The following is a 23405-nucleotide window of genomic DNA, read 5'->3' as shown; positions in this document are numbered from 1 at the left end:
TTTTAGAGGAAACGGAACATCGCTACTGAAAAGTCGCATCGCATCAACGGTGAGATCACGACACCTGAGGTGCGTCTGGTCGGAGTCGACAACGAACCGCTCGGCATCGTAAAACTGGCTGACGCTTTCCGCATGTCGGAACAGCTCGACGTGGATCTGGTGGAAATCGCGCCCCAGGCTGTCCCGCCGGTTTGCCGCTTGATGGATTACGGCAAATTCAAGTACCAGGAGGCGAAGAAGCAGCACGAGGCCAAGCTCAAGCAGAAGGTCATCCAGGTCAAGGAAGTGAAGTTCCGCCCGGGTACCGACGATGGTGATTACAACGTCAAGCTGCGCAACCTCATCCGCTTCCTCGAGGACGGCGATAAGACGAAGATCACGTTGCGTTTCCGCGGGCGCGAAATGGCGCACCAGGAAATCGGCATGCGCATGCTCGAGCGTCTGCGCGGCGATCTGGACGAGGTTGGCCAAGTCGAGCAGATGCCGAAGATGGAAGGGCGCCAGATGATCATGGTGCTCGCGCCGAAAAAGAAGAAGTGATTGCGGCGTCGTGTGCGAGCGGCTGGCCGGCCGTTGGCGGAAGCGGGCACGCAGGTGCCGGTTCCTGCCGATGACCAGCGGAGCCGCACGCCGCAAGGTATCGAGCAGGTTTCGGAGAAGCGCCGTGCGTCAAGGGCGTTTTTCCTGAAAGCGCGAGCGCGCCGGAAGGTGCGCCGCAAACAAGTGGACTGGGTTTCGAAGGGCGGATCAGGGGCTTTTTTGCCGGCCGCACACCCATCGCCATCTAATAAACGGAGTAGTTCGTCATGCCTAAGATGAAGACCAAGAAGAGCGCTTCCAAGCGCTTCGTGGTTCGCCCGGGCGGTACCGTCAAGCGCGGTCAGGCCTTCAAGCGCCACATCCTCACGAAGAAAACCACGAAGAACAAGCGTCATCTGCGTGGTTCCGCGGCTGTGCACGACACCAATCTGGCGTCCGTGCGAGCAATGCTGCCGTTCGCCTAACCCTCAACCGCCAACTCATAGGAGAGAAACATGCCTCGAGTCAAACGTGGGGTTACGGCACGTGCCCGCCACAAGAAGATAATCACCCTTGCGAAGGGCTACCGCGGCCGCCGCAACAACGTCTTCCGCATCGCCAAGCAGGCGGTCATGCGCGCAGGCCAGTATGCCTACCGCGATCGCCGCAACAAGAAGCGGGTGTTCCGCGCACTGTGGATCACGCGTATCAACGCGGCCGTGCGCGAGCACAACATGACGTACAGCGTGTTCATCAACGGCCTCAAGAAGGCGTCGATCGAACTCGACCGCAAGGTGCTGGCCGACATGGCCGTGTTCGACAAGGCCGCTTTTGCCGCGATCGTGAAGCAGGTGAAAGCCGTCGTCGCAGCCTAATTGATCAATTAGCACTGCGTGGTTCGTCGCGGCGAGATCGGTTCTCGAACCGGTATCGCCGCAACAAAAACGGGGGCTCCTCACCGAGCCCCCGTTTTTGTTGGTCGAGCGCTTTTCTCGAAAACATTCATCGACGTTGAAATGATGGGATCAATGGACCTGGACCAGATTGTTGCCGACGCGCAAAAGGCGTTCAACGACGCCGCGGACGGCGTCACGCTCGAAAACGAGAAAGCGCGTTTTCTCGGCAAGGCGGGCGTGTTGACGGAACTGCTCAAGGGGTTGGGCAAGCTCGCGCCCGAGGAGCGCAAGACCGAAGGCGCGCGTATCAACGTAGCGAAGCAGCAGGTCGAAGCCGCCCTCACGGCACGCCGCGAGGCGCTCGCCGAAGCGCTCATGAATCAGCGCCTTGCCGCCGAGGCGGTCGACGTCACGCTGCCGGGCCGCGGCAACGGCGCGGGCAGCCTGCACCCGGTGATGCATACGTGGGAGCGTGTCGAGCAGATTTTCGGCTCGATCGGCTTCGATGTGGCCGATGGTCCGGAAATCGAAACGGACTGGTACAACTTCACGGCACTCAACAGCCCCGAGAACCATCCGGCGCGCTCGATGCAGGACACGTTCTATGTGGACGGCTCCGATGCGACGGGCCGCGCGCTGTTGCTGCGCACGCATACGAGCCCGATGCAGGTGCGCTATGCGCGCAGCCACAAGCCGCCGATCAAGGTGATCGTGCCGGGGCGCACCTACCGGGTGGACAGCGACGCGACACACTCGCCGATGTTCAATCAGGTCGAAGGACTCTGGATCGACGAGAACATCAGCTTTGCCGATCTGAAGGGCGTCTATACGGACTTCCTCCGGAAGTTCTTCGAGCGCGACGACATCGCCGTGCGCTTCCGTCCATCGTATTTCCCGTTCACCGAGCCGTCGGCCGAAATCGACATGAAGTTCGAGGAAGGCAAGAACGCGGGCAAGTGGCTCGAAATTTCTGGCTCCGGTCAGGTACACCCTAACGTGATCCGCAACATGGGCCTCGACCCGGAGCGCTACATCGGCTTCGCGTTCGGCAGCGGCCTCGAACGCCTCACCATGCTGCGTTACGGCGTGCAGGACTTGCGGCTCTTTTTCGAAAACGACTTGCGCTTTTTGCGGCAATTTGCGTAAGGCATCGGCATGCCGGCGCTTCGTGCGCCGCGAGAGCGATGTCCGGCCCCGGCCCCGGCCCAGGCCACAAGGCAGCCGTTTCGTTGGCCGAACGTGGCGTGGACCCCTTCATTCGAACGTAGACACTCATGCAATTCCCTGAATCCTGGCTTCGAAGCTTCGTCGATCCCAAGCTGACGACGGACGAACTGTCGCATGCGCTGACGATGGCCGGCCTCGAGGTCGAATCGCTGCGCCCGGCCGCGCCGGCCACATCGAAGATCGTCGTAGGCCGCGTGCTCGAGGTCGCCAAGCACCCCGACGCCGACAAGCTCAACATCTGTCAGGTCGATGCCGGTACCGGCGCGACGCTGAACATCGTTTGTGGTGCGCCCAACGTGGCACCCGGCATCAAGGTGCCGGTGGCGCTCGTCGGCGCGCAGTTGCCGCCGGCCGAAGAGGGCGGTGCGCCGTTCGCGATCAAACTGTCGAAGCTGCGCGGCGTCGAGAGCCAGGGCATGCTCTGCTCCGCACGGGAGCTGAAACTCTCCGAAGACCACAGCGGCCTGTTGGTTCTGCCCGAGGACGCGCCGATCGGCCAGGACATCCGCGAGACGCTGAACCTCGACGATACGATCTTCGAAATCAAGCTGACGCCTAACAAGGCGGACTGCCTGTCCGTATTCGGCATCGCGCGCGAAACGGCGGCGATCACGGGTGCGCCTTTGCGCACGCCCGTCTTCGAGCCCGTGCTGGTTGCGCTCGACGACAAACTGCCCGTGAAGATCGCGGCCCCCGAGCTTTGCGGCCGCTTTTCGGGGCGCGTGATCCGCGGCGTCGACGCGCGCGCCAAGACGCCGCAATGGATGGTCGAGCGCCTCGAGCGTTCCGGGCAGCGGAGCATTTCGGCGCTGGTCGATATCTCGAACTACGTGATGCTCGAACTCGGTCGGCCGTCGCACGTGTTCGATCTCACGAAGATTCATGGGGGCCTCGACGTGCGCTGGGGGCGCCGCGGCGAATCGCTGAAGCTTCTGAACGGCAATACCGTCGAGCTCGACGAAACCGTGGGCGTGATCGCCGACGACAGGCTCGTAGAGAGCTTCGCCGGCATCATGGGCGGCGACAGCACGGCCGTCACGCTCGACACGACCGACATCTACCTCGAAGCCGCGTTCTGGTGGCCCGATAGCATCCGAGGCCGCGCTCGCAAGTACAACTTCTCGACCGATGCCGCGCATCGTTTCGAGCGTGGGGTCGATTATGCGACGACGGTCGAGCACATCGAATATCTGACGCGCCTCATCCTCGATATTTGCGGCGGCAAAGCCGGCCCCGTCGACGACCAGATCGTCAACGTGCCGAAGCGCGACGCCGTGACGATGCGCGTGGCTCGTGCGCAGCGCATCATCGGCGTACCGGTGCCGGCGGATGAGATGGCCCAGATTTTCACGCGGCTCGGCCTCGCGTTCGAATTCGATGGCGATGCGTTCTCCGTCACGCCTCCCTCGTATCGTTTCGACATCGAGATCGAAGAGGACCTGATCGAAGAGGTGGCGCGCATCTACGGTTTCGAGAAGATTCCCGCGCGCCCGCCCGTTGCCGGCAACGAAATGCGCGCAACGAACGAGACGTGCCGGTCGATCCATACGATCCGCCATGCGCTTGCCGCCCGCGATTACGCGGAGACGGTCAACTTCAGCTTCGTCGACGAAGCATGGGAGCAGGACTTCGCGGGCAACGACAGCCCGGTGCGGCTGCTCAACCCGATCGCGAGCCAGATGTCGGTGATGCGCACGACGCTCGTCGGCAGCCTTGTCAACGTGCTGCGCCATAACCTGAATCGCCGCGCGGAGCGCGTGCGCGTGTTCGAGGTCGGCCGCGTATTCCTGCGCGACCCGGCGCTCGCGGCAGGCGAGCTGACCGTCGAGGGCTATGCGCAGCCCAAGCGGTTCGGCGCGCTCGCGTACGGCCCGGCGTCGGACGAGCAATGGGGCCTTGCCACGCGCATGGTCGACTTCTTCGATGTGAAGGCCGACGTGGATGCGCTGTTCGCGCCGCGTGTGGCGCGTTTCGTCAAGGCAGAGCATCCGGCGCTGCATCCGGGGCGCAGCGCCCGCATCGAACTCGACGGGCGTGAAGTGGGCTGGATCGGCGAACTGCATCCGCGCTGGATGCAGAAGTACGATTTGCCGCACGCGCCGATCGTCTTCGAAATCGATGCGCAAGCCTTGATGGCGCGTGCATTGCCGAGCACGTCCGAAGTGTCGAAATTCCCGCCCGTGCGGCGCGATATCGCGCTCGTGGTCGACCAGAAGGTGACGGTGCAGGCGCTCCTGGACGAGATGGCGCAGGTGCTCGGCGAAGGCCCGTGCAAGTACGTGCAAAGGGTTGCGCTCTTCGATGAATTTCGTGCAAAATCAAACACTTCTGGCGGCCTGGCCGCGCACGAGAAAAGCCTTGCCTTCCGGGTAACGCTGCAAGATACTGGCGGCACCCTGCAGGACGAGACGGTCGACGCGGCCGTCAAGATCCTGGTGGAGCGCTTGGCTCGAGTCTACGGTGCGCGGTTGCGGGGGTGAAGCGCAAACAGCTTCGGACAGATGCCGGCGGAAAGCGCCGGCATCGAAAGGCTGCTGTTTTTAGACATGAACGAAATGAACTCGAGTGATTTCGAAGCCCTTCTTTCGGCGCAGCGTGGCGCCATGATTCGCGAGATTCCGACACCTCCTGCGAGCGTTTCGACCGAAACGCCCACGCTCACGAAAGCCGAGCTGGCCGAGTTGCTGTTCGACAATGTCGGGCTCAACAAGCGCGAGGCGAAGGACATGGTCGAAGCGTTTTTCGACGTGATTCGTGATGCGCTCGAAAGCGGGGATAGCGTCAAGTTGTCGGGCTTCGGCAATTTCCAGTTGCGCGACAAGCCTCAACGGCCTGGCCGCAATCCGAAGACGGGCGAGGCGATTCCGATTGCGGCACGCCGCGTCGTCACGTTTCACGCGAGCCAGAAGCTCAAGGCGCTCGTGGAGAACGGCGCCGAGGCCAGTTTCCCACGCTGACGGGCGAGTACGCGGCCCGCGGTGTCTCTCACCACGACGGTTAACGGACGATGACAGCGACGGTCGAGAAAGTCGTCTTGCCTCCGATTCCGGCAAAGCGCTACTTCACCATCGGTGAAGTGAGTGAGCTGTGCGGCGTCAAGCCCCATGTGCTGCGGTATTGGGAGCAAGAGTTCACGCAGTTGCGTCCGGTGAAGCGCCGCGGCAATCGCCGCTATTACCAGCATCACGAAGTGCTGCTGATCCGACGCATTCGCGAGTTGCTGTACGAGCAGGGGTTCACGATCAACGGCGCGCGCAATCGGCTCGACGCGCGCGGCGATGTGGTCGATGCGGCCGAGGAGCGGCAGGAAACGCAGGTTTTGCCGGTGGCTGCGGTGCAGCCTGGTGTCACGGCCGATGTGGACGTCGAGCAGCTGCGCAAAGAGCTTCTTGCCGTTGTGAAGCTTTTGCGGAGCTAGATGCGAAAGAGTGGTTCTAATCGGTGAAAGTGTCTGTTATACTTTCACGCTTTCGGGGCGTAGCGCAGCCTGGTAGCGTACCTGCATGGGGTGCAGGTGGTCGGAGGTTCAAATCCTCTCGCCCCGACCAAAGAATTAAGGACTTGCGGTTTCGGCCGTAAGTCCTTTTTCTTTTCTTGCTCCGTTCCATACAGAGGCTCTTGCGACGTCCGGCGAGGTGCGGCTTCAACCTCGCCGTTGTAGCCTCGCACGTGCGGACCACGCGTGGCTCTTGTGGACGCACCGATACACGTTTGCCTAAACGAGGATCGAGCGGGGCGGGGGGTAAGGGCGTTCATAGAATCGCCCAAGGCCCCTACAAGGACGCCGGCAACGTTTTTGCGGCTGCTTTCAGTATCTTCGCCAATGCTTGGGGATTGCCAAGTCGGGCTGTTGGGCCGGCAACGGATATCGCTCCGCGAACCTGTTCTCCGCTGGCTACCGGCACCGCAACGCAAGTCAGGCCGGCAATCAACTCCTCGGCATCCAGCGCATATCCTTGCTTGCGGACTTGCGCCAGTTCTGCCTGGAGCGGCTCTTTCTTCACGATCGTATTGGGCGTGAACCGTTCCAGTCCCTCCGCGCAGATTCGTGAAACGAATTTCGCGTCTGCCGAAGCGAGCAGCACTTTGCCCACGCCCGTTGCGTGAAGAGGGCCACGCCAGCCGACTTGGGAAAACATCCGAATCGGATGCGGAGAATCGACTTTCGCAAGATAGACGACCCGGTCGCCGTCGAGCACGGCAAAGTGAGCCGTTTCCCCCGTTTCATTCACCAACTGATGCAATAGCGGCGTCACCCGCTCGGCGAGCCCCGCTTCGGCCCCCGCGCTGGCGTCACGAAAAAGCCCCGTCAGGTGAAAGCTGAGGCGATATGTCTTGTCGTCCTGAATGACCCATTCCCGCTGGGCCAATGTCCTGAGCAGCCGATAAACCGTCGCGCGCGGCAGATCGAGAGACTGCGCCATTTGGCTCACGCCAAGCGCATGCTCCGAACCGGCCATCAACTCGACAAGACGGATGGCGTGCTCGACGCTGTTGACCGTCGCAATCTCTCCCATCGCCTTTCCCCTCGACTGTGGACGCAGACGAACACGCGCTGCTTGCCGAATCGTGGGCAAGCAAGTAGCATGTTCAAAATTGATACTAACATGTTCACTATAGATACACAAGGAGGGGCAATGAGTGACACGAACATCCAGGGGCCGTGGATCGCGGCCGTCATCCAGGGAACGCCGATTCCTTTCGATCAGCGTCGAACGTTGGCAAAAGTCGACGGCCTGGTTGCCTCCGCTGTATCCCGAAACGCCAGACTGGTCGTTTTCCCGGAGGCATTCGTGGGCGGCTATCCCAAAGGGCACGCGTTTGGCTCGTATGTTGGAGGACGCAGCGACGAGGGAAGAGACGCCTATCGCGAGTATTGGGAAGCGGCGATCGACGTACCGGGGCCATGCGTGGACGAACTTGCCTCCATTGCGGCGCGCCACGGCGTCCATATGGTGATCGGCGTGATCGAACGCGACGCGGGCACGCTCTATTGTTGTGTGCTCTATTTCGGGCCGGCCGGGGAGTTTCTCGGCAAACACCGCAAGTTGATGCCGACGGGCTCGGAACGTTTGATCTGGGGTTGCGGTGACGGCTCGACCATGCCCGTTCTGAACACTGCGCTGGGAAAACTCGGCGCCGTGATCTGCTGGGAGAATTACATGCCGATGATGCGCACGGCCATGTATGCAAAGGGAGTCCAGCTTTACTGCGCGCCGACAGCCGATTCCCGGCCGACATGGGTCGCGTCGATGCAGCACATCGCCATCGAAGGTCGATGCTATGTGTTTGCCAGCAATCAGTTTCTTCGCCGAGGCGATTTCCCCGATACGTATGCGAGCCTGTTCGGAGACGATCGCGAAGCGGTGGTTCAGGCAGGGGGGAGCTGCATCGTCGACCCGTTTGGAAAGATTCTGGCGGGTCCGGCGTTCGGCGAAGAAGCCATTCTCACAGCGGAAGTGGATCTGCGGAATATCGCGCGCGGCAAGTTCGATTTCGACGTGACAGGTCATTACAGCCGCCCGGATATTTTTCGGCTCACCGTCGACGAGCGTCGTCAGGTGCCGGTGACCGTCATTCCTGCGGTGAGCCAACATCAAGTCGATTGTGAGGACTCGCCCAAATGATTACCCATGAAGCTATCCGTATGGCCGCGCAGCGCATCGCCCCGTACATTCGCACCACGCCTGTCGTTCGGCTGGAGGACGGGTGGTTCGGCGTTCCCGGCGAAACGTTTCTGAAGCTCGAGTCTCTTCAGGTCACCGGTTCGTTCAAGCCGCGCGGTGCGTTTAATCGCCTGCTTAGCGAGCGTCTTCCCGCAGCGGGCGTCATCGCGGCATCCGGTGGAAACCATGGGATCGCCATCGCTTATGCCGCGCAAAAACTCGGCGCACGCGCCGAGATCTATGTGCCGAGCCTTGCGACCGAGCTCAAACGCAAGATACTGACGGAGCTCGGTGCGCGGGTCGTCGTTGCCGGCAACAACTATGTCGAGGCGCTCGCGGCCAGCGACGCTCGGGCCGCCGAAACGGGCGCGCTGAACGTGCATGCGTTCGACCATGCGGCGACGGTCGCGGGGCAAGGCACCCTTGCGATCGAACTCGACGCGCAGGTGCCGGACGTCGACACCGTACTGGTGTCCGTGGGGGGCGGCGGCTTTATTGGCGGCATCGCGGCGTGGTTTGGCGGGCGGGTCAAGGTCGTAGCGGTCGAACCGACGCAATGTCCAACGTTGAATCGCGCGTTGCTGGCGCGCATGCCGGTCGACGTCGATACAGCAGGCATTGCCGCGGACTCTCTCGGGTGCCGGCGTATCGGTGACGTGCCGTTTTCGATTCTGCTTCCGACCGTACGCGACACCGTGCTGGTGTCCGACGAGCAGATTCGCGGCGCGCAGCGGGCGCTTTGGGAAAATTTCAGGATCGCGGCGGAGCCGGGCGGCGCAACCGCTTTTGCTGCGCTCGTTTCGGGCGTTTATGCCCGCTCGCCGGGCGAGAAAATAGCCGTGGTGATCTGCGGCGGCAATGCTGATCCAGCCTCGTTTGCGTAACGACGCGCTCCGATTAGCCGGGGTTTGGCGGCTTGCCCGAATGCCGGCCCATGCGTGCGGTCCCGCCTCGTTCGTTCACGACGCCGTTGCGAATGGGCGCTTCTTGCCTGGGTGCCGCAGCGCTTCATGAACTGGCGGCGTCCGTGCCGGGCGTCGATGGAAGCTCGCCGCCCGTACCGCCGCGCGCTCGAAGCGGGCGCTTGAGCCGGGTACGCAACGCCTCGGCCGGCGCTTCGATTACTTTGTTGAGCGCGAAGGCGGCCAGCAGGCAAAGCAACGAGGCAATGACTAGATTGCTCGGATACCCGGCACCGAACGGCACTTTCCACCACAGCAGTATCCCCACGATGACACCGTGAATAAGATAGAGCGGATACGAAAGGTCGCCGAGTTGCCGATCGATCTTCGAGTTCTTCGAGAACTGGAAAATGAAAGGCACGGCCAGCGCGAACAACACATAAAGCACCCAGAAGCGAGGCTCGTCGACAGACCAGTCCGCGCGCGATGCCAGAATGATCGGCTCGGCCGACTTGAGTTGGATCACCCAGGTGAAGAACGCGAGCAAACATACGAGGCCGACCCACGGATGCCACTCCGGTCGCGGCAGCATCTTGCGCAAATGGTAAGCGGCACTGCCGAGCAGAAACATGCACGCCGCGCCCGGGAAGAAGAACATGCCCCAGATGCCGCTGCGCTGCCCGCAAATGGTCAGCAGGAAAAAGCGCAGCGCAAGCGCGATCGCCAGGCAAATCAGCGTCCTTCGGCGGGAAGTCACGATAAAAGGCGCGATGGCATAGAACCAAAGTTCGCTCGAAAGCGACCAGGCCTGGCCGACCATCATGTAGTAATCCGCCAATATCCCGCCGCCATGCGCACCCAGCCGGGCGACGAGCGCGGGTGGCCCGGCGTGTTCTACGAGCACTCTGACCAGAAACTGGTGAACGTCCTGGCCCAAAATGAATAAGTTGGAAAAGATGGTCGCGATATGTTTGATCGGTGCGCCCGGCGTCGAGAAGTCGAAGATATCGAGGTTGCCTGTTACTCGATACCAGGCGACTGCCACGATGAACGAAACCCAGTACGCAGGGTACAACCGCCAGGCGCGGGCGGCGTAAAACCCGGGTACCCATCGCAAGTTATCCCGTGTCGCATACTTTTCGTTGATGACCATCGCCATGTAGAAGCCGGAAATTACGAAAAACAGTAGTACCGCCACTGCGCCGTTCAGGAGCTTTTGAGGGGCACCGTGCACGTGCCATACGACAACTGACAGAGCGAGAAACACGCGTATCAGACCCATACGTAAGTCCTCTTATCGCTGGCGTTCAGTTCGATCCGTTGCGGGGCGGGCAGCAACGCCGCGACAGTGGCGCACGCGACACGGCGCCGCGATGCCTCCGTGCACCCAACGTGCCTTTACGGCATGGAGTCATATACCGTGTGGCATGTTAATGAACTGCTTAATCGGCATAAATGCCCCGTTTATTCCCGGCCAAGGCGGTAATCGATACGCATCACACCCCTGCCACATTCGCACTCGTTCAATGGGTGTCGGATTTACACCCGTGCAGGGGCACCCTGATTCGAAATCAAATAAGGGGCCCAACACAGCGCTGTACCCCGGGGACAGACATGCGCGGTATAGGGATCGTTGATCGTACGAAAATTCCGATGAAATGTCGAATTTAGTGTCCGGGCCGCGCGCGACAGGAATTTTATGCGGTTTGATGCCGTATCGTCGCATATATTTCTTTATGCGTTGCTTATGCCGCGGTACGACGTACAATAAGCCCTCGTTCTATCGGATTTCCCCTTCCGACACACTTGAGATGGCTCCTCATGAGTGAACCAGCTTGTGGTCTCGAAACGAAGGCACATGGAAGTTCCGTCGCCCAGTTATTGCATTGGTGCCGAACGTCGACCGTGACGGCATCGCCCTGCGTGGCGCATGCCTCGCAAGCTACCGCGTCCCTTTCCCGAGGAACGCCCGGCCCCGATTCATAAATCGAGCATCGATCGTACGTCGCGCCATGGCAGCGAGCTTTGGGCGCATCGGTGCCGCAGCCCGAAGTCGCCGCCGCAGCCCGGCCGGCTGCGCCGGCCACATGACCCGCCGATTTGACGGGAAGCACTGTGCAAGGCTAGGAAAGGACTCATGGACGCATTGTTTGTCAATCCGGATTCCTCGGCGAAGGCTTATCAGGGGCTGGCGCAGGTGTATTCGGCCATCGAGCCGCCCACCTGGGCGCTGTTGCTCGCCCAGTCCTGCCGCGCCAAGGGTTTCGGCGTCGGCATTCTCGATTGCGACGCCGAACGCCTGACGCTCGAACAATCGGTGCGCCGTATAGAGGACGCGAAGCCGAGGCTTGCCGTATTCGTCCTGTATGGACAGAACCCGAACTCCGGCACCACGAGCATGATCGGCGCGCTCGCGCTTGCCCGGGCGCTCAAGGAAGCGGCCCCGGAGCACAAGATCTGCTTTGTGGGCTCGCACGCGAGTGCGCTGCCGATGGACGTACTTTCGCACCCGTGCGTCGACCTCGTGTTGCTCAATGAGGGCGTGTATGCGTTGCACAACCTCTTGCGGAGCAATCTCGATGGCGATTTTCCGCATATCAAGGGCATCGGATACAAGAGGCGGGGCCCCGGAGGGATTGCCATACCTGTACTGAACCCGCCGCAATGCGTCGTGCCGCAGGAGCGGATGGATGAGGACCTGCCCGGCTATGCGTGGGATCTCTTGCCCTGCAAGGACAAGCCGCTCGATCTGTATCGCGCGCATTTCTGGCATGCGCGATTCGATCATGCGCAGCGTACGCCGTTTGCCGCGATCTACACTTCGCTGGGCTGCCAGTTCGCATGCGACTTCTGCATGATCAACATCGTCAACCGTGCGGACAACGCGGAGGGCATCAGCGCGGCCGATTCGCGCGGCATGCGCTTCTGGAGCCCGGAGTGGGTCGCACGAGAGATGCGCAAGCTTGCCGATCTGGGGGTGGCCACGCTGCGCATCAGCGACGAAATGTTCTTCCTCAATCGCAAGTATTACGTCCCTGTATTGCAGCAGGCGATCGACGAGGAATTCGGCTTCAACATGTGGACTTATTCGCGTGTCGACACCGTGCGCAAGGATGCGCTCGATCTGTTCAAGCGGGCAGGCGTGAACTGGCTCGCACTCGGTATCGAAGCGGGCAACCAGACGGTGCGTCAGGAGGTGTCGAAAGGCTCGTTCAAGGAGATCAACATCCGCGATGTCTGCAAGACCATCAACGATGCGGATATCGACATCATCAGCAACTATATCTTCGGCTTCCCGGACGACACGGCCGAGACGATGCAGCAGACGCTCGATCTCGCGCTCGAGCTCAACACCGAGATGGCCAACATGTACCCCTGTCAGGCCTTGCCCGGAAGCCCCATGTTTCACATGGCGAAGCAAAACGGCTGGGCCTTGCCGGACTCGTACGAGGGGTATGCCTTCCTCTCGTACGAGAGCCAGCCGTTGCCGACCAGGCACCTGAGCGCGGCGGAAGTTCTCCGGTTTCGCGACGAAGCGTGGAAGACGTATTTCACGCGGCCGGCCTATCTGAATCTCGTCGAGCGGAAGTTCGGCTTGCAGCAACGGCAGAACGTAGAAGCGATGGCGAGTATTCCTCTGAAGCGCAAACTGCTTGGCGATTGAGGGGACACCATGATCATCACGCGCACGCCTTTCAGAATTTCGTTTCTCGGCGGAGGGACCGACTATCCCGCGTGGTTTCAGGAGCACGGCGGGGCGGTGGTGGCCACCACGATCAACAAGTACTGCTATATCAGTTGCCGTCGATTACCGCCGTTTTTCGAGCACAAGCACCGTGTCGTCTATTCGCGAATCGAGAATGTCGTGCACAACGACGAAATCCAGCACCCCGCCGTGCGCGCGGTGCTGAACTGGGCGAGGGTCGAGGACGGCCTCGAGATTCATCATGACGGCGATCTGCCCGCACGTTCCGGTCTGGGTTCCAGTTCGTCGTTCACGGTCGGCCTGGTTCATGCGCTTTACGGATTGCGCGGCCGCATGGTCAACAAGGACGAGTTGGCCAAGGATGCCATTTTCATCGAACAGCAGGTGATGGGCGAGCATGTCGGCTCGCAAGATCAGATCTCGGCCGCTTTTGGCGGTTTCAACCGTATCGAGTTCCATCGACAGGGCTCCTTCGAGGTCGTTCCGGTGCTGATGCCGCCGGAGCGCCGCGACGAACTGCGCAGTCATCTGATGCTCTGTTTCACCGGCTTTTCCCGGCTCGCGTGCGAGGTCGCGAAGTCGAAGATCGACAACATGAAGAACCGCGAGACCGAGCTCAAGCGCATGCGGGAGATGGTCGACGAAGGTATCGCCATCCTGCAGGACCCGCGGCGCTCGATAGACGAGTTCGGCACCTTGTTGGATGCGAGCTGGCGATACAAGCGCCGCCTCTCGGATCGCGTCTCCACACCCGAAATCGATCGTATCTACGATGCCGCACTCACGGCCGGTGCGACCGGCGGCAAGATTCTCGGCGCGGGCGGCGGCGGCTTCCTGTTGCTTTTTGCAAAGCCCGAGCGCCAGGCTGCCATTCGCGAGCGCCTCAAGCATCTGGTTCACGTGCCGTTCGACTTCGAGGACTCCGGCAGCCGAGTCGTCGTTTATCAACCCAATGGTCTGTAACCCCATGGAAAGAACGGCGCCTATCTATGTGGCGGGCCATACCGGGCTGATCGGCTCCGCTGTCGTGCGCAAGCTTCGCGAAGCCGGCTTCGATAATCTGCTGCTCGTAAACCATGGCGATCTCGAGTTGACCGACACCGTCGCGGTCGATCGCTTTTTCGCGCAGGCGGCGCCGCAATACGTCGTGCTCGCGGCCGGACGCGTCGGTGGAATCGTCGAGAACCAGTCGTGTCCCGCCGACTTCATGAACGTGAATCTCGCCATCCAGCTGAACGTCTTGCGCGCGGCGCACCGCGCGGGCGCCGCCAGGCTGATTCTGTTCGCGTCGTCGTGCATGTACCCGCGCGAATGCCCGCAACCGATGGCGGAGGGCGCGCTGCTCTCAGGTGCCCCCGAGCCGACGAGCATGGCTTACGCCGTATCGAAGCTCGCCGGCATGCAGATGTGCCTGGCCTACAACCAGCAGTATGGGCAGCAGCGCTTCATTCCCGTCATCCCGAACAGCGTGTATGGGCCGAACGACAATTTCGATCCGCGCTCCGGTCACGTTCTTTCGGCGCTGATGCGGCGTTTTCACGAAGCGAAGACGGCGGGCGCGCCGTGCGTGACGCTCTGGGGCAGCGGCGCGCCCCGCCGGGAATTCGTTCATGGCGACGATGTCGCCAGCGCTTGCCTGATGTTGCTCGCGGCGGGCACGATGCAAACGGACTTGCCGTTGAACATCGGCACGGGAAGCGATCTTTCGATTCGCGAACTCGCGCACAAGATTGCGCGCGTGGTCGGGTACGAGGGCGATATCGCCTGGGACGCCGGCAAACCGGACGGCGCGCCCGCCAAGCTTTTGGACAGCTCGCGCATCCGCGCGCTGGGCTGGCAGCCGAGCATCGGGCTCGACGATGGCCTGGCAGACACTTATCGCTGGTATGTCGACCATGCAGACAATCGAAAAAGCTGAAGACCCCCTCATCGACGATCGGGCCACCGACTTGCGCGCCAAAGCGCACTGGGTATGGCGCGAGACGCTTGCGGTGCATCGGCGCGCGCCGGAAACGCGGCTCGCCTCCTCGCTTTCGTCGGTGGAGATATTCGTCGCGCTGTATTACGGCCAAGTGCTGCGTTTCGATCCATCCGATCCCCGCTGGGAGGGGCGCGACCGCTGCATCGTCAGCAAGGGGCACGGGTCGATCTGCCTCTACCCGATCCTGGCGGATCTCGGCTTCTTTCCGATGGAGGCACTCGCGCACGTTTGCGAGCCCGGCAGTTTTCTCGGCGGCATTCCCGATCCGGTCATTCCTGGCTACGAGACTGTCAACGGATCGCTTGGCCACGGCCTGGGCGTGGCGACCGGCATGGCACTCGGGCTCGGGCGCAAGGCGAGCGATCGCAGTGTATTCGTGGTGTGCGGCGATGGGGAACTGCACGAGGGCGCCAACTGGGAGGCGATCATGTTCGCCGCGCAGCACCGCCTCGACAACCTCCATCTGATCATCGACGACAACCGCATCAGCATGCTCGGCCATACCGACGACATCGTGACGCATGACGGTTTTGCCGGCCGCCTGACGTCGTTCGGATGGGACTGCCGCACGGTTGACGGGCACGACGTATTCGCGGTGCAAGCGGCGCTGCGGGAGCAAAAGGCATCGAAGGCGGGCAGGCCAAAGGCGTTGATCGCGCGAACGTTGAAAGGGCACGGGGTCCCAGGGCTCGAGGATGCGCCGCTTTCGCACATCGTCAATCCGAAGCCCGACCTGCTCGACGGCTTGTTGGAGAAGTCGCGATGAGCGAGCCTCTCAAGCCGATCGCCATGCGCGATGCGTTTTTGCAGCGTATTTTGGCGGCCATGTCCACCGACGACGGCGTGTTCTTCACTTGCGCGGATTTCGGCTCACCCGTGCTCGACAAGATTCGCGCCGGCTTTCCGGAGCGGTTCGTCAACGTCGGTGTGGCCGAGCAGAATCTGATCAACGTATCGGCCGGTCTCGCGCTCGAGGGCTTCACGGTCTTCGCGTATGCCATCGCACCGTTCATCACGATGCGGTGTTACGAGCAGGTGCGCGTGAGCCTTGCACTGTTGTCCGAGGTTCGGCCGATGAACGTGAACCTGATCGGCGTAGGGGCGGGCTACAGCTACGTGGTGTCGGGGCCGACGCATCAATGCTACGAAGACATCACGCTCATGCGTGCGATGCCGAACTTCCGCGTGCTGTCGCCGGCCGACCACGTGAGCGCGGCTGCGCTCTTCGATGGCTGCGTCGGCACGCTCGGGCCGAAATACCTGCGCTTCGACGCACAGGTGCTCCCCGTTGTCTATGAAGAGGCACCGCCCGACGTCGGACGCGGTTTTCACGTCCACCGGCATGGGCGGCGGATTTGCCTCGTGGCCACGGGTTACATGCTGCACACGGCGCTGAAGGCGGCAACCGAGTTGGCGGCGCGGGGCTGCGAGGTCGGCTTGATCGACCTGTTCGACCTCGCGCGCTTCGACGCGGCGGCGCTTCATGACGCGCTGGCGCCGTATGCCGGCATCGTCACACTGGAGGAGGGTTTCCGCGGGCGCGGCGGCATGGACGCCATGTTGTTCGAATTCGTCGCAAGGCAGGCATTGCCCGCCAAGGTGCTGAACCTCGGCGCGGACGGCGGCTATCGGTTCGAGTTGGGCACGCGTGCCGATTTGCACGAGAAGGTCGGTATCGGCCTTCACGCCGTAGTCAAAAGCGTCAGCGAGTTCGACGAGTCGCTGTGAACGATCTCTCCCGAACGCGTGAATCGATTCCCGGAGAAGCCATGAGATTTCCGTTGATGCGCAACAATATTCTGCGCGAAGACCTCGACGCCGTGATCGAGCATCTGAAGCAGGACGATCCCATTCTGACGCACGGCACCAACGTCCGTGCGTTCGAGCGGGAGTGGTCCGAATGGCTGGGCGTCAAATACAGCGTATTCGTGAACTCGGGTGCCTCGGCGAATCTGCTGACCATGGCTATCCTGAAGCTGCGTCATCCCCAGGACGGCGAAGTGATCGTGCCGCCGCTGACCTGGGTTTCCGATGTGGCCTCCGTATTGCAGAACGGCTTCACGCCCGTATTCGTCGATATCGATCCGCACTCGTTGGCCATGGACCCCGCCCAGGTGATCGCCAAGCTTTCGGCCAAGACGCGCGCCGTGTTTCTCACGCATGCCCAGGGTTTCGACGGCTTGACCGATACGCTACTCGACGAGTTGCGGCGCCGCGAGATTCCCTTGATCGAGGACGTATGCGAATCGCACGGTGCGACGCATCGCGGGCGCAGACTCGGCAGCTTCGGCTGGGTATCGAACTTCTCTTTCTACTACGCGCATCACATGAGCACGATCGAGGGCGGGATGATCTGCACCGACGATCCGGAGGTGTATCAGCAGGCGCGCATGCTGCGCTCGCACGGCATGGTGCGCGAGGTCGACGATCCGGCGATGCGCGCGAACTGGCAGGCCGCCAACCCCGAGCTGAACCCCGACTTCATTTTCGCGTTCCCGGCATACAACGTCCGCAATACGGAGATAGGCGGCATTCTGGGGCGCAGCCAGCTCAAGCGCCTCGACGCGAATGTCCGGCGCCGCACGGCCAATCTGCACCGGTTTTTGAGCCGGCTGGATGCCACGAAGTACCGTACCGACTTCAAGACCGAGGGCTCGAGCAACTACGCGTTCAACGTCGTTCTCAAGGACGCCGACGATGGATTTGCACAGCGATTGATGTCGACGATGCGCGAGTCGGGCATCGAATTCCGGCGGGGTAGCGCCGGCGGCGGAAATCAGCTGCGGCAGCCGTATTTGAAAGGCGTGCTGCCAGACGGCTTTCACCGGCAGTTTCCTCGGACCGAGCATATTCACTTCTATGGCTTTTATATCGGCAACTTCCCGGATTTGCGCGACGAGGAGGTCGATGCGGTCTGTGCAATCCTGAACTCGGTCGACTGACGGCGATGACGACGGCAATCATTCTCGCGGGCGGCCTCGGCACGCGCTTGCGACACGTCGTGCCAGACGTTCCCAAGCCGATGGCGCCCGTCAACGGCCGGCCGTTTCTCGAGCATCAGATGGACTACTGGATCGGGCAGGGCGTGCGGCGCTACATCTTGTCGGTCGGCTACCGGCGCGAAGCCATTGTCGACCATTTCGGCGAGAGCTACCGCGGCGTGCCCGTCGACTATGCCATCGAGGATTCGCCGATGGGCACAGGCGGCGGCTTCCTGAAGGCGGCGCGCGAAAAGCGCTTCGATGAGCCGTTCCTCGTGCTCAATGGCGATACGTTCATCGAACTCGATCTGGCGGCGCTGCGTCGATTTCACGCCGAACGCCGCTCAGGATGGACGATGTCGCTCGTTCGCGCCGGCGAGTCGGGCCGCTATATGGGCATGTGCATGGAGCCGGACGGGAGGATCGTGTCGCTGCGGTCGGGGTTGGGCCAAACGGGCGGGCTTGTCAATGGCGGCGCTTATCTGATCGCGCCGGATACGGTGAGCCGTCTTCGCTTTTCCAACGGCGAGCGCATCTCGCTCGAGGACGACATCCTGCCTGCGCTCGCTGCGGCGGGTGTCGCGGTGTATGGCTTCGAATGCACGGGCCGCTTCGTCGACATCGGCGTGCCGAACGACTATTTTTCCGCGGCCGACATTCTGCCGCGGTGAGGAACAGGTCATGCCGCGCGTGGCAGCGGTGATGAGGTGGAACTTTTCATAGGTTTCATAGGGAGAATACTGATGTCCTACTCCGTTCTTGTGACGGGCGGTGCCGGTTACCTGGGTTCGACGATGGTGCCCGATCTCCTCGCAGCCGGCCATAAGGTCACCGTGCTCGACAACTTTCTATTCAGGCAGAGCAGCCTCAATCATGTTTGTCATCACCCCAACTTTTCCGTGGTGAAAGGCGACGTGCGCGTGCAGGCCGTGGTGGCGCCGCTCCTGAAGGAGGCGGACGTCATCATCCCGTTGGCCGCGCTCGTCGGTGCGCCGCTGTGTGCGCAGGACCCGATCGGTGCAACGACGACCAACCATGACGCCATCGCGATGATGCTCAAGCTCCTTTCGAAGGAGCAGCGGGTACTGATGCCGACGACGAACAGTGCGTACGGCACCGGAGACGAACACCACTTTTGCACCGAGGAGTCGCCGCTTCGGCCGATATCGCAGTACGCCGTCGAAAAGGTGGCGGTCGAGAAGATGCTGATGGCGCATCCGAATGCAATCAGCTTCCGGCTCGCGACGGTATTCGGCATGTCGCCGCGCATGCGCATCGATCTGCTCGTCAACGATTTTACGTACCGCGCCGTGCATGACCGCTTCGTCGTGCTCTTCGAGAGTCATTTCAAACGCAATTACATCCACGTACGCGACGTTTCGCGGGTGTTCCAGCATGGCATCGACCGGTTCGAGGCGATGAGGGGGCAGATCTACAACGTTGGATTGTCGGACGCCAACGTGTCGAAAAAGGAGCTCTGCGAGCGCATCAAGGAACAGTGCCCGCAGTTCGTATTCGTCGAGGCGGCAGTCGGGAAGGATCCGGACCAGCGCGATTACATCGTGTCGAACGCCAAGATCGAGGCGACCGGCTTCCGGCCGGACTTCTCGCTCGATCGCGGCATTCACGAGTTGATCAAGGGCTTCACGATGATCAAGAACACGCTGTACGGCAACGTGTGAGGCCAGGCGGCTTCGGCGTGTCGTAGACCAGAGGTTTCGGAGCGATGAGGATGTTGCTTTCCAAGCTTGCGCCCGCCGATATGGCTGGCCAGATACTGCGCCACCGGGCCGTGATTCTCGCGCTGGCCTGGCGCGACTTGCAAAGTCGCTATGCAGGCACGCTCGGCGGCACGCTATGGGCGTTTGCCCACCCCGTGGCGATCATCACGGTCTTTTACTTCGTTTTCGCCGTCGGCTTCAAATCGCAGGCGCCGGGCAACGCACCGTTCATTCTCTGGTTCGTCTGCGGCCTCGTGCCCTGGTTCTATTTCAACGACACGCTGCTTGCCATGACGAACTCCATCACCGGCAATGCCCATCTGGTCAAGAAGACGGTCTTTCCGACGGAAGTGCTGCCCGTGGTGCACGTGGTGTCGGGCCTCTTTTCGCACGCGATTTTTCTGCTGATCCTCGGCGCGATGCTCGTATCGTTTCATGTGCCGTTGCAGGCCGGGCGGCTCTTGATCGTTTATTACCTCGGCTGCGGCATCGTCCTGCTGCTCGGCCTTGGGTGGCTCTTTTCGTCGCTGCAGGTTTTCTTTCGCGATATCGGGCAGGGGCTGACGATCATCCTCAATCTCTGGTTCTGGGGAACACCCATTGTCTGGGCGCAACAGATCATGCCCGCAAAGTATCACTGGGTCTTTTTCTTCAATCCCGTCTATTACATCGTCGAAGGCTATCGCGGGCTGCTGATCTACCCTGCGCTCCAGTGGCCGGATGTGCACCAGACGATGTACTTCTGGGCGATCAACTGCCTGATCGTCGCAGGCGGCGCTTATGCGTTTCGCCGCCTGAAGCCGGAGTTCGTCGATGTCATGTGATCTGGCCACCGCTTCGGACGTCGCGATATCCGTTCGCGGGGTTTCGAAAAAATTTCGTCTTTTCGACTCGCCGAAAGAACGGTTGGCGGAGGCGTTGCATCCGCTTCGCAAGCGCTACCATCGCGAGTTCTGGTCGCTGAGCGACGTTTCGTTCGACGTCTATCGCGGAGAAATCGTCGGTATTCTCGGGCGCAACGGCTCGGGAAAATCGACCCTGCTCCAGATTATCTGCTCGGTCATGCGGCAAACGCAGGGAACAGTGGCGGTCAACGGGCGGATCTCGGCCCTGTTGGAACTGGGGGCAGGCTTCAATCCCGAGTTCACCGGGCGTGACAACGTCCTGCTCAACAGCTCGATCATGGGCCTCGGCCGGCAGGAAATGCTGCGCCGGATGCCCGACATCGAGGCGTTTGCCGACATTGGCGCTTTCTTCGATCAACCGGTGAAGACCTATTCGTCGGGCATGTTCGTGCGTGTGGCTTTCGCGGCTGCGATCCACGTCGACCCGGACATACTGGTGGTGGACGAAGCGCTCAGTGTCGGCGATTCCAAGTTTCAGCACCGCTGCTTCCAGCGTATCCGCGAGTTCATGGATCACGGCAAGACGATCCTGGTGGTCTCGCACAACGCGGATACGCTGTTGCGCATCTGCCACCGTGGGATCGTGCTCGACCAGGGAACGCTGCGGCACATCGGTCCTATTGCAAGCGCGGTGAGCTTTTATCAGAACCTTCTCTTCGGGACGTCGGTGACCGGAGAGCGGCCGCGCCCCGGTGCGGGCGCGCCGCCATCGGCCCGGCCGACCCGCCACGACGCGTGGGTCGACGCACTGTCGGGGGACATGCGCGACAAGGTGTTCGAGCATCCCTACTACAACAAGCACGAAACGCGGCTCGGCAACGGCATGGCGAAAATCGTCGACTTCGACTGGGTGGTCGACGGCGAGCCGAATCCGCCGGAAATGCCGGCGCGCGCGGCCGTGGACCTTGTCGTCAGGCTGTCGTTCGGCACGGCGCTTGACAACGTGTCGGTGGGTTTCGCTTTGGTGACGGTGGACGGAACGTATGTTTTCGGCACGAACCTGGCCATGATGAACGCGCCGTTGCTTAACGTGGAGGCAGGCCAGGGCGTAGCCGTCAGATTTCGGTTTACGTCGCATCTGGCAGGCGGCGAATATTTCCTGAACATTGGCTGCAACCGGCTCGCAGATGGGCAAGACGCGTTCGTCGACGTGCGGCGTTCGGTGGCCCGGATCACGGCCGCGCAGACCCCGGGAGTGGTCGGCTTCGTGGATCTCGGCGTGAGCCACGAAGTGATCGAAGCCCGTACTTCTTTCGCAGGTGCCGCATGAAGGTGTCGCCTCCGTTGGTGGTGGGCTATCCCCGTACAGGGTTCACGCTGTTGATCAGCGTGATTGCTGAAATCGGGAAATACGGGCCGCCCGTCGGGCCGCGCCGCGAGGTTCTCAGGACATTCTGCGAAACTGCCGGTATGCGGATATCCGCGCGGATAGAGGATGTTTTCCGATCCCGGTCACTGACGGCCGATCTGCTCTACAACGGCAACTTTCGCGAGATGGCGGGCGGACCGAAGTGGTTGAAAGAGGAGGAAGACGGGATCGCGTGCTTCAGAAAGTACATCGGGGTCCGCGGCAAGGGCGACTTTACGCTGATTACGTCGCACCCGCGCGAGACGCTCGATTACTACGATATCGTGCATTCGCATGTCGGGCCGCAGCACTGGAGCATGCATCCGGCCTATGCGGATCATCGCCGCTTCGCATCCATCAGAAATCCGGCGGGCGCGCTCGCTTCGGCGTGTTTTTCGATCAACGCGCTGGCAAGCGAATATATCCAGCGCTTCGTGCCGGCCGAGGCCGACGACGATCGGTTGCGCCAGCAACTTGCGCTGTACAAGCTATCGGATCTTAACTTTTTCGAGGCGTTGCTGGGGCCGTTCAAAGCCTACCTCGAAGCGTTTTCCGCTTGCGCCGAGCGCTACCACGTGATGCGGTGGGAGGATTTGATCGAGCAGCCCGGCGCGACCATTCGCGACATCGCAAGCGCGATGGGCGTGACGTTGCAGGACGCGGAGGTGGCGGACATATGGCGCCGGCTCGACCATGTGAACCTGACTGGGGCTCACCGGCACAACTACCGTTCCGGTCACGGTGTCGTGGGCGGCTGGCGGCGCTGGCTGACCAATACGCACCTGGACATGATCCGCGACTATGGCCTCGACGGCTTGGCGCGGCGGTACGGATACGGTCCCGTCGAGCGCTTCGACGAAGCGGCATACACGCCGTTTCAACGAAAACTGGCCGACGCGATCGCGTGCGGCGAGGTGCTGCGCGAATATGAGGACGATGACCTGTTCGGTTACGCCTTCAACAAGTCGAACCTCGATTGGGCCCGCTTCGGCTTCAAGCACTACGACTGGAGACGGCACACGCGGATCGAGCGTTCCTCGTGCACCGACGACAGTCTGGTCATGGCTGTCTGGGACGCTGCGGAGCAGGCCTGCGCGACGGTGAACGAAGCGTTGGCCTGTTGGCTCGCGGTGTGCCGGGAGGGAACGCGGGCCGACCGATGGGCGGCGGTGGAAACGATGGCGGCTATCGTCGCGCCGCTGTTTGACGGCGGCGAGGCGCTCGACGAGTGGCGGCGCGCGATGTCGGCAGCGCTCGAGCAGGAAGGCACGCGCGACTCCCCGATGCAGCGCCCGCCTTGCGCGCCGGCTCGAGTGCGGCCGAGCGAGCCCGTTCTGTTGCAAAGCGTCGGCAGCACGAATATCGTCGAGTTTGACTCACGCTACTACGCCTTGCCGCAATCGTTGGGGCCGGTCGATTTCCACGTTCAGGACGCGACGGCATTGCCCGGTGTGCTGGTGGCTTCGAGCCTGTCCGATGTCTTGACGAAACTGGCTGCGGGATGAATGCGATGCGTCGATTGGATTTCCTTCCTTGCAGTATCGAAGCCTATT

At 61.7% G+C, this 23405-nt stretch carries 22 protein-coding genes and 1 tRNA gene; 21 read left to right on the top strand and 2 right to left on the bottom strand.

What is annotated here, in order from left to right:
- The first annotated feature begins 18 nt into the window (after positions 1 to 18).
- From infC to U0034_RS03715, 8 genes are all read left to right on the top strand, one after another.
- The gene (gene infC / locus U0034_RS03750) at positions 19 to 540 is read left to right on the top strand and encodes a translation initiation factor IF-3 (RefSeq protein ID WP_085224193.1); all 522 of its coding nucleotides are present in this window, start codon (positions 19 to 21) and stop codon (positions 538 to 540) included.
- Positions 541 to 806: 266 nt separating this feature from the next.
- Positions 807 to 1004, top strand: coding sequence for a 50S ribosomal protein L35 (gene rpmI, locus U0034_RS03745; protein ID WP_085224195.1), 198 nt, complete (start codon positions 807 to 809; stop codon positions 1002 to 1004).
- A 30-nt stretch (positions 1005 to 1034) separates the two neighbouring features.
- Positions 1035 to 1394 carry a 50S ribosomal protein L20 gene (gene rplT, locus U0034_RS03740; protein ID WP_085224197.1) on the top strand — a complete coding sequence of 120 codons (360 nt, stop codon included), beginning with the start codon at positions 1035 to 1037 and terminating at the stop codon, positions 1392 to 1394.
- Between the two features lie 153 nt (positions 1395 to 1547).
- Positions 1548 to 2561 carry a phenylalanine--tRNA ligase subunit alpha gene (gene pheS, locus U0034_RS03735; RefSeq protein WP_085224199.1) on the top strand — a complete coding sequence of 338 codons (1014 nt, stop codon included), beginning with the start codon at positions 1548 to 1550 and terminating at the stop codon, positions 2559 to 2561.
- 128 nt (positions 2562 to 2689) lie between these two features.
- Entirely contained in the window at positions 2690 to 5122 is a 2433-nt protein-coding gene (gene pheT / locus U0034_RS03730; RefSeq protein ID WP_085224201.1) for a phenylalanine--tRNA ligase subunit beta, read from the top strand.
- A gap of 66 nt (positions 5123 to 5188) precedes the next feature.
- A complete protein-coding gene (locus U0034_RS03725) occupies positions 5189 to 5599 on the top strand; it encodes an integration host factor subunit alpha (protein ID WP_085224500.1) in 411 nt (136 codons plus the stop codon).
- A 50-nt stretch (positions 5600 to 5649) separates the two neighbouring features.
- A complete protein-coding gene (locus U0034_RS03720) occupies positions 5650 to 6060 on the top strand; it encodes a MerR family transcriptional regulator (RefSeq protein WP_085224202.1) in 411 nt (136 codons plus the stop codon).
- Between the two features lie 53 nt (positions 6061 to 6113).
- Positions 6114 to 6190: transfer RNA gene (locus tag U0034_RS03715), tRNA-Pro, on the top strand.
- 225 nt (positions 6191 to 6415) lie between these two features.
- Here U0034_RS03715 and U0034_RS03710 read toward each other — a convergent pair.
- Complete coding sequence (locus U0034_RS03710; RefSeq protein ID WP_244142493.1) at positions 6416 to 7102, bottom strand: IclR family transcriptional regulator; 687 nt, start codon at positions 7100 to 7102, stop codon at positions 6416 to 6418.
- A gap of 177 nt (positions 7103 to 7279) precedes the next feature.
- Here U0034_RS03710 and U0034_RS03705 point away from each other — a divergent pair, with 177 nt between their 5' ends.
- On the top strand, positions 7280 to 8269 hold the full coding sequence (locus U0034_RS03705; protein ID WP_102623027.1) for a nitrilase-related carbon-nitrogen hydrolase: 990 nt from the start codon (positions 7280 to 7282) through the stop codon (positions 8267 to 8269).
- Positions 8266 to 9192 (top strand): threonine/serine dehydratase, encoded by a 927-nt coding sequence (locus tag U0034_RS03700; RefSeq protein ID WP_085224209.1) that lies wholly within the window; start codon positions 8266 to 8268, stop codon positions 9190 to 9192. The genes U0034_RS03705 and U0034_RS03700 overlap by 4 nt, the downstream gene beginning before the upstream one ends.
- A gap of 124 nt (positions 9193 to 9316) precedes the next feature.
- Here the strand turns inward: U0034_RS03700 and U0034_RS03695 are convergent, their stop codons facing one another.
- On the bottom strand, positions 9317 to 10492 hold the full coding sequence (locus tag U0034_RS03695; RefSeq protein WP_085224211.1) for an acyltransferase family protein: 1176 nt from the start codon (positions 10490 to 10492) through the stop codon (positions 9317 to 9319).
- Between the two features lie 855 nt (positions 10493 to 11347).
- Between U0034_RS03695 and U0034_RS03690 the strand changes: the two genes are divergently transcribed.
- The 11 genes from U0034_RS03690 to U0034_RS03640 all read left to right on the top strand — a co-directional run bounded on the left by U0034_RS03690 (position 11348) and on the right by U0034_RS03640 (position 23357).
- Complete coding sequence (locus tag U0034_RS03690; protein WP_085224213.1) at positions 11348 to 12874, top strand: B12-binding domain-containing radical SAM protein; 1527 nt, start codon at positions 11348 to 11350, stop codon at positions 12872 to 12874.
- A 9-nt stretch (positions 12875 to 12883) separates the two neighbouring features.
- On the top strand, positions 12884 to 13879 hold the full coding sequence (locus U0034_RS03685) for a GHMP family kinase ATP-binding protein (protein WP_085224215.1): 996 nt from the start codon (positions 12884 to 12886) through the stop codon (positions 13877 to 13879).
- 4 nt (positions 13880 to 13883) lie between these two features.
- Entirely contained in the window at positions 13884 to 14834 is a 951-nt protein-coding gene (locus U0034_RS03680) for a GDP-L-fucose synthase family protein (protein WP_085224217.1), read from the top strand.
- Positions 14812 to 15663, top strand: coding sequence for a transketolase (locus U0034_RS03675; RefSeq protein ID WP_085224219.1), 852 nt, complete (start codon positions 14812 to 14814; stop codon positions 15661 to 15663). Before U0034_RS03680 ends, U0034_RS03675 begins: the two co-directional genes overlap by 23 nt.
- Positions 15660 to 16625: a transketolase family protein gene (locus U0034_RS03670; RefSeq protein WP_085224221.1), complete on the top strand. Its 966-nt coding sequence runs from the start codon at positions 15660 to 15662 to the stop codon at positions 16623 to 16625. The genes U0034_RS03675 and U0034_RS03670 overlap by 4 nt, the downstream gene beginning before the upstream one ends.
- Before the next feature lie 41 nt (positions 16626 to 16666).
- On the top strand, positions 16667 to 17839 hold the full coding sequence (locus U0034_RS03665; protein WP_199187081.1) for a DegT/DnrJ/EryC1/StrS family aminotransferase: 1173 nt from the start codon (positions 16667 to 16669) through the stop codon (positions 17837 to 17839).
- A gap of 5 nt (positions 17840 to 17844) precedes the next feature.
- On the top strand, positions 17845 to 18549 hold the full coding sequence (locus U0034_RS03660) for a nucleotidyltransferase family protein (protein ID WP_085224223.1): 705 nt from the start codon (positions 17845 to 17847) through the stop codon (positions 18547 to 18549).
- 72 nt (positions 18550 to 18621) lie between these two features.
- Entirely contained in the window at positions 18622 to 19560 is a 939-nt protein-coding gene (locus tag U0034_RS03655; protein WP_085224225.1) for an NAD-dependent epimerase/dehydratase family protein, read from the top strand.
- Positions 19561 to 19610: 50 nt separating this feature from the next.
- On the top strand, positions 19611 to 20423 hold the full coding sequence (locus U0034_RS03650; RefSeq protein ID WP_158243545.1) for an ABC transporter permease: 813 nt from the start codon (positions 19611 to 19613) through the stop codon (positions 20421 to 20423).
- A complete protein-coding gene (locus tag U0034_RS03645; RefSeq protein WP_085224229.1) occupies positions 20413 to 21774 on the top strand; it encodes an ABC transporter ATP-binding protein in 1362 nt (453 codons plus the stop codon). The genes U0034_RS03650 and U0034_RS03645 overlap by 11 nt, the downstream gene beginning before the upstream one ends.
- Complete coding sequence (locus U0034_RS03640; protein WP_085224231.1) at positions 21771 to 23357, top strand: sulfotransferase family protein; 1587 nt, start codon at positions 21771 to 21773, stop codon at positions 23355 to 23357. Before U0034_RS03645 ends, U0034_RS03640 begins: the two co-directional genes overlap by 4 nt.
- The last annotated feature ends 48 nt before the right edge of the window (positions 23358 to 23405 follow it).

The sequence above is a fragment of the Trinickia caryophylli genome, assembly GCF_034424545.1.
GTDB lineage: Bacteria > Pseudomonadota > Gammaproteobacteria > Burkholderiales > Burkholderiaceae > Trinickia > Trinickia caryophylli.
Note: the sequence above shows the minus strand (reverse complement) of the source record. Positions and strands in the feature narration are given on the sequence as shown.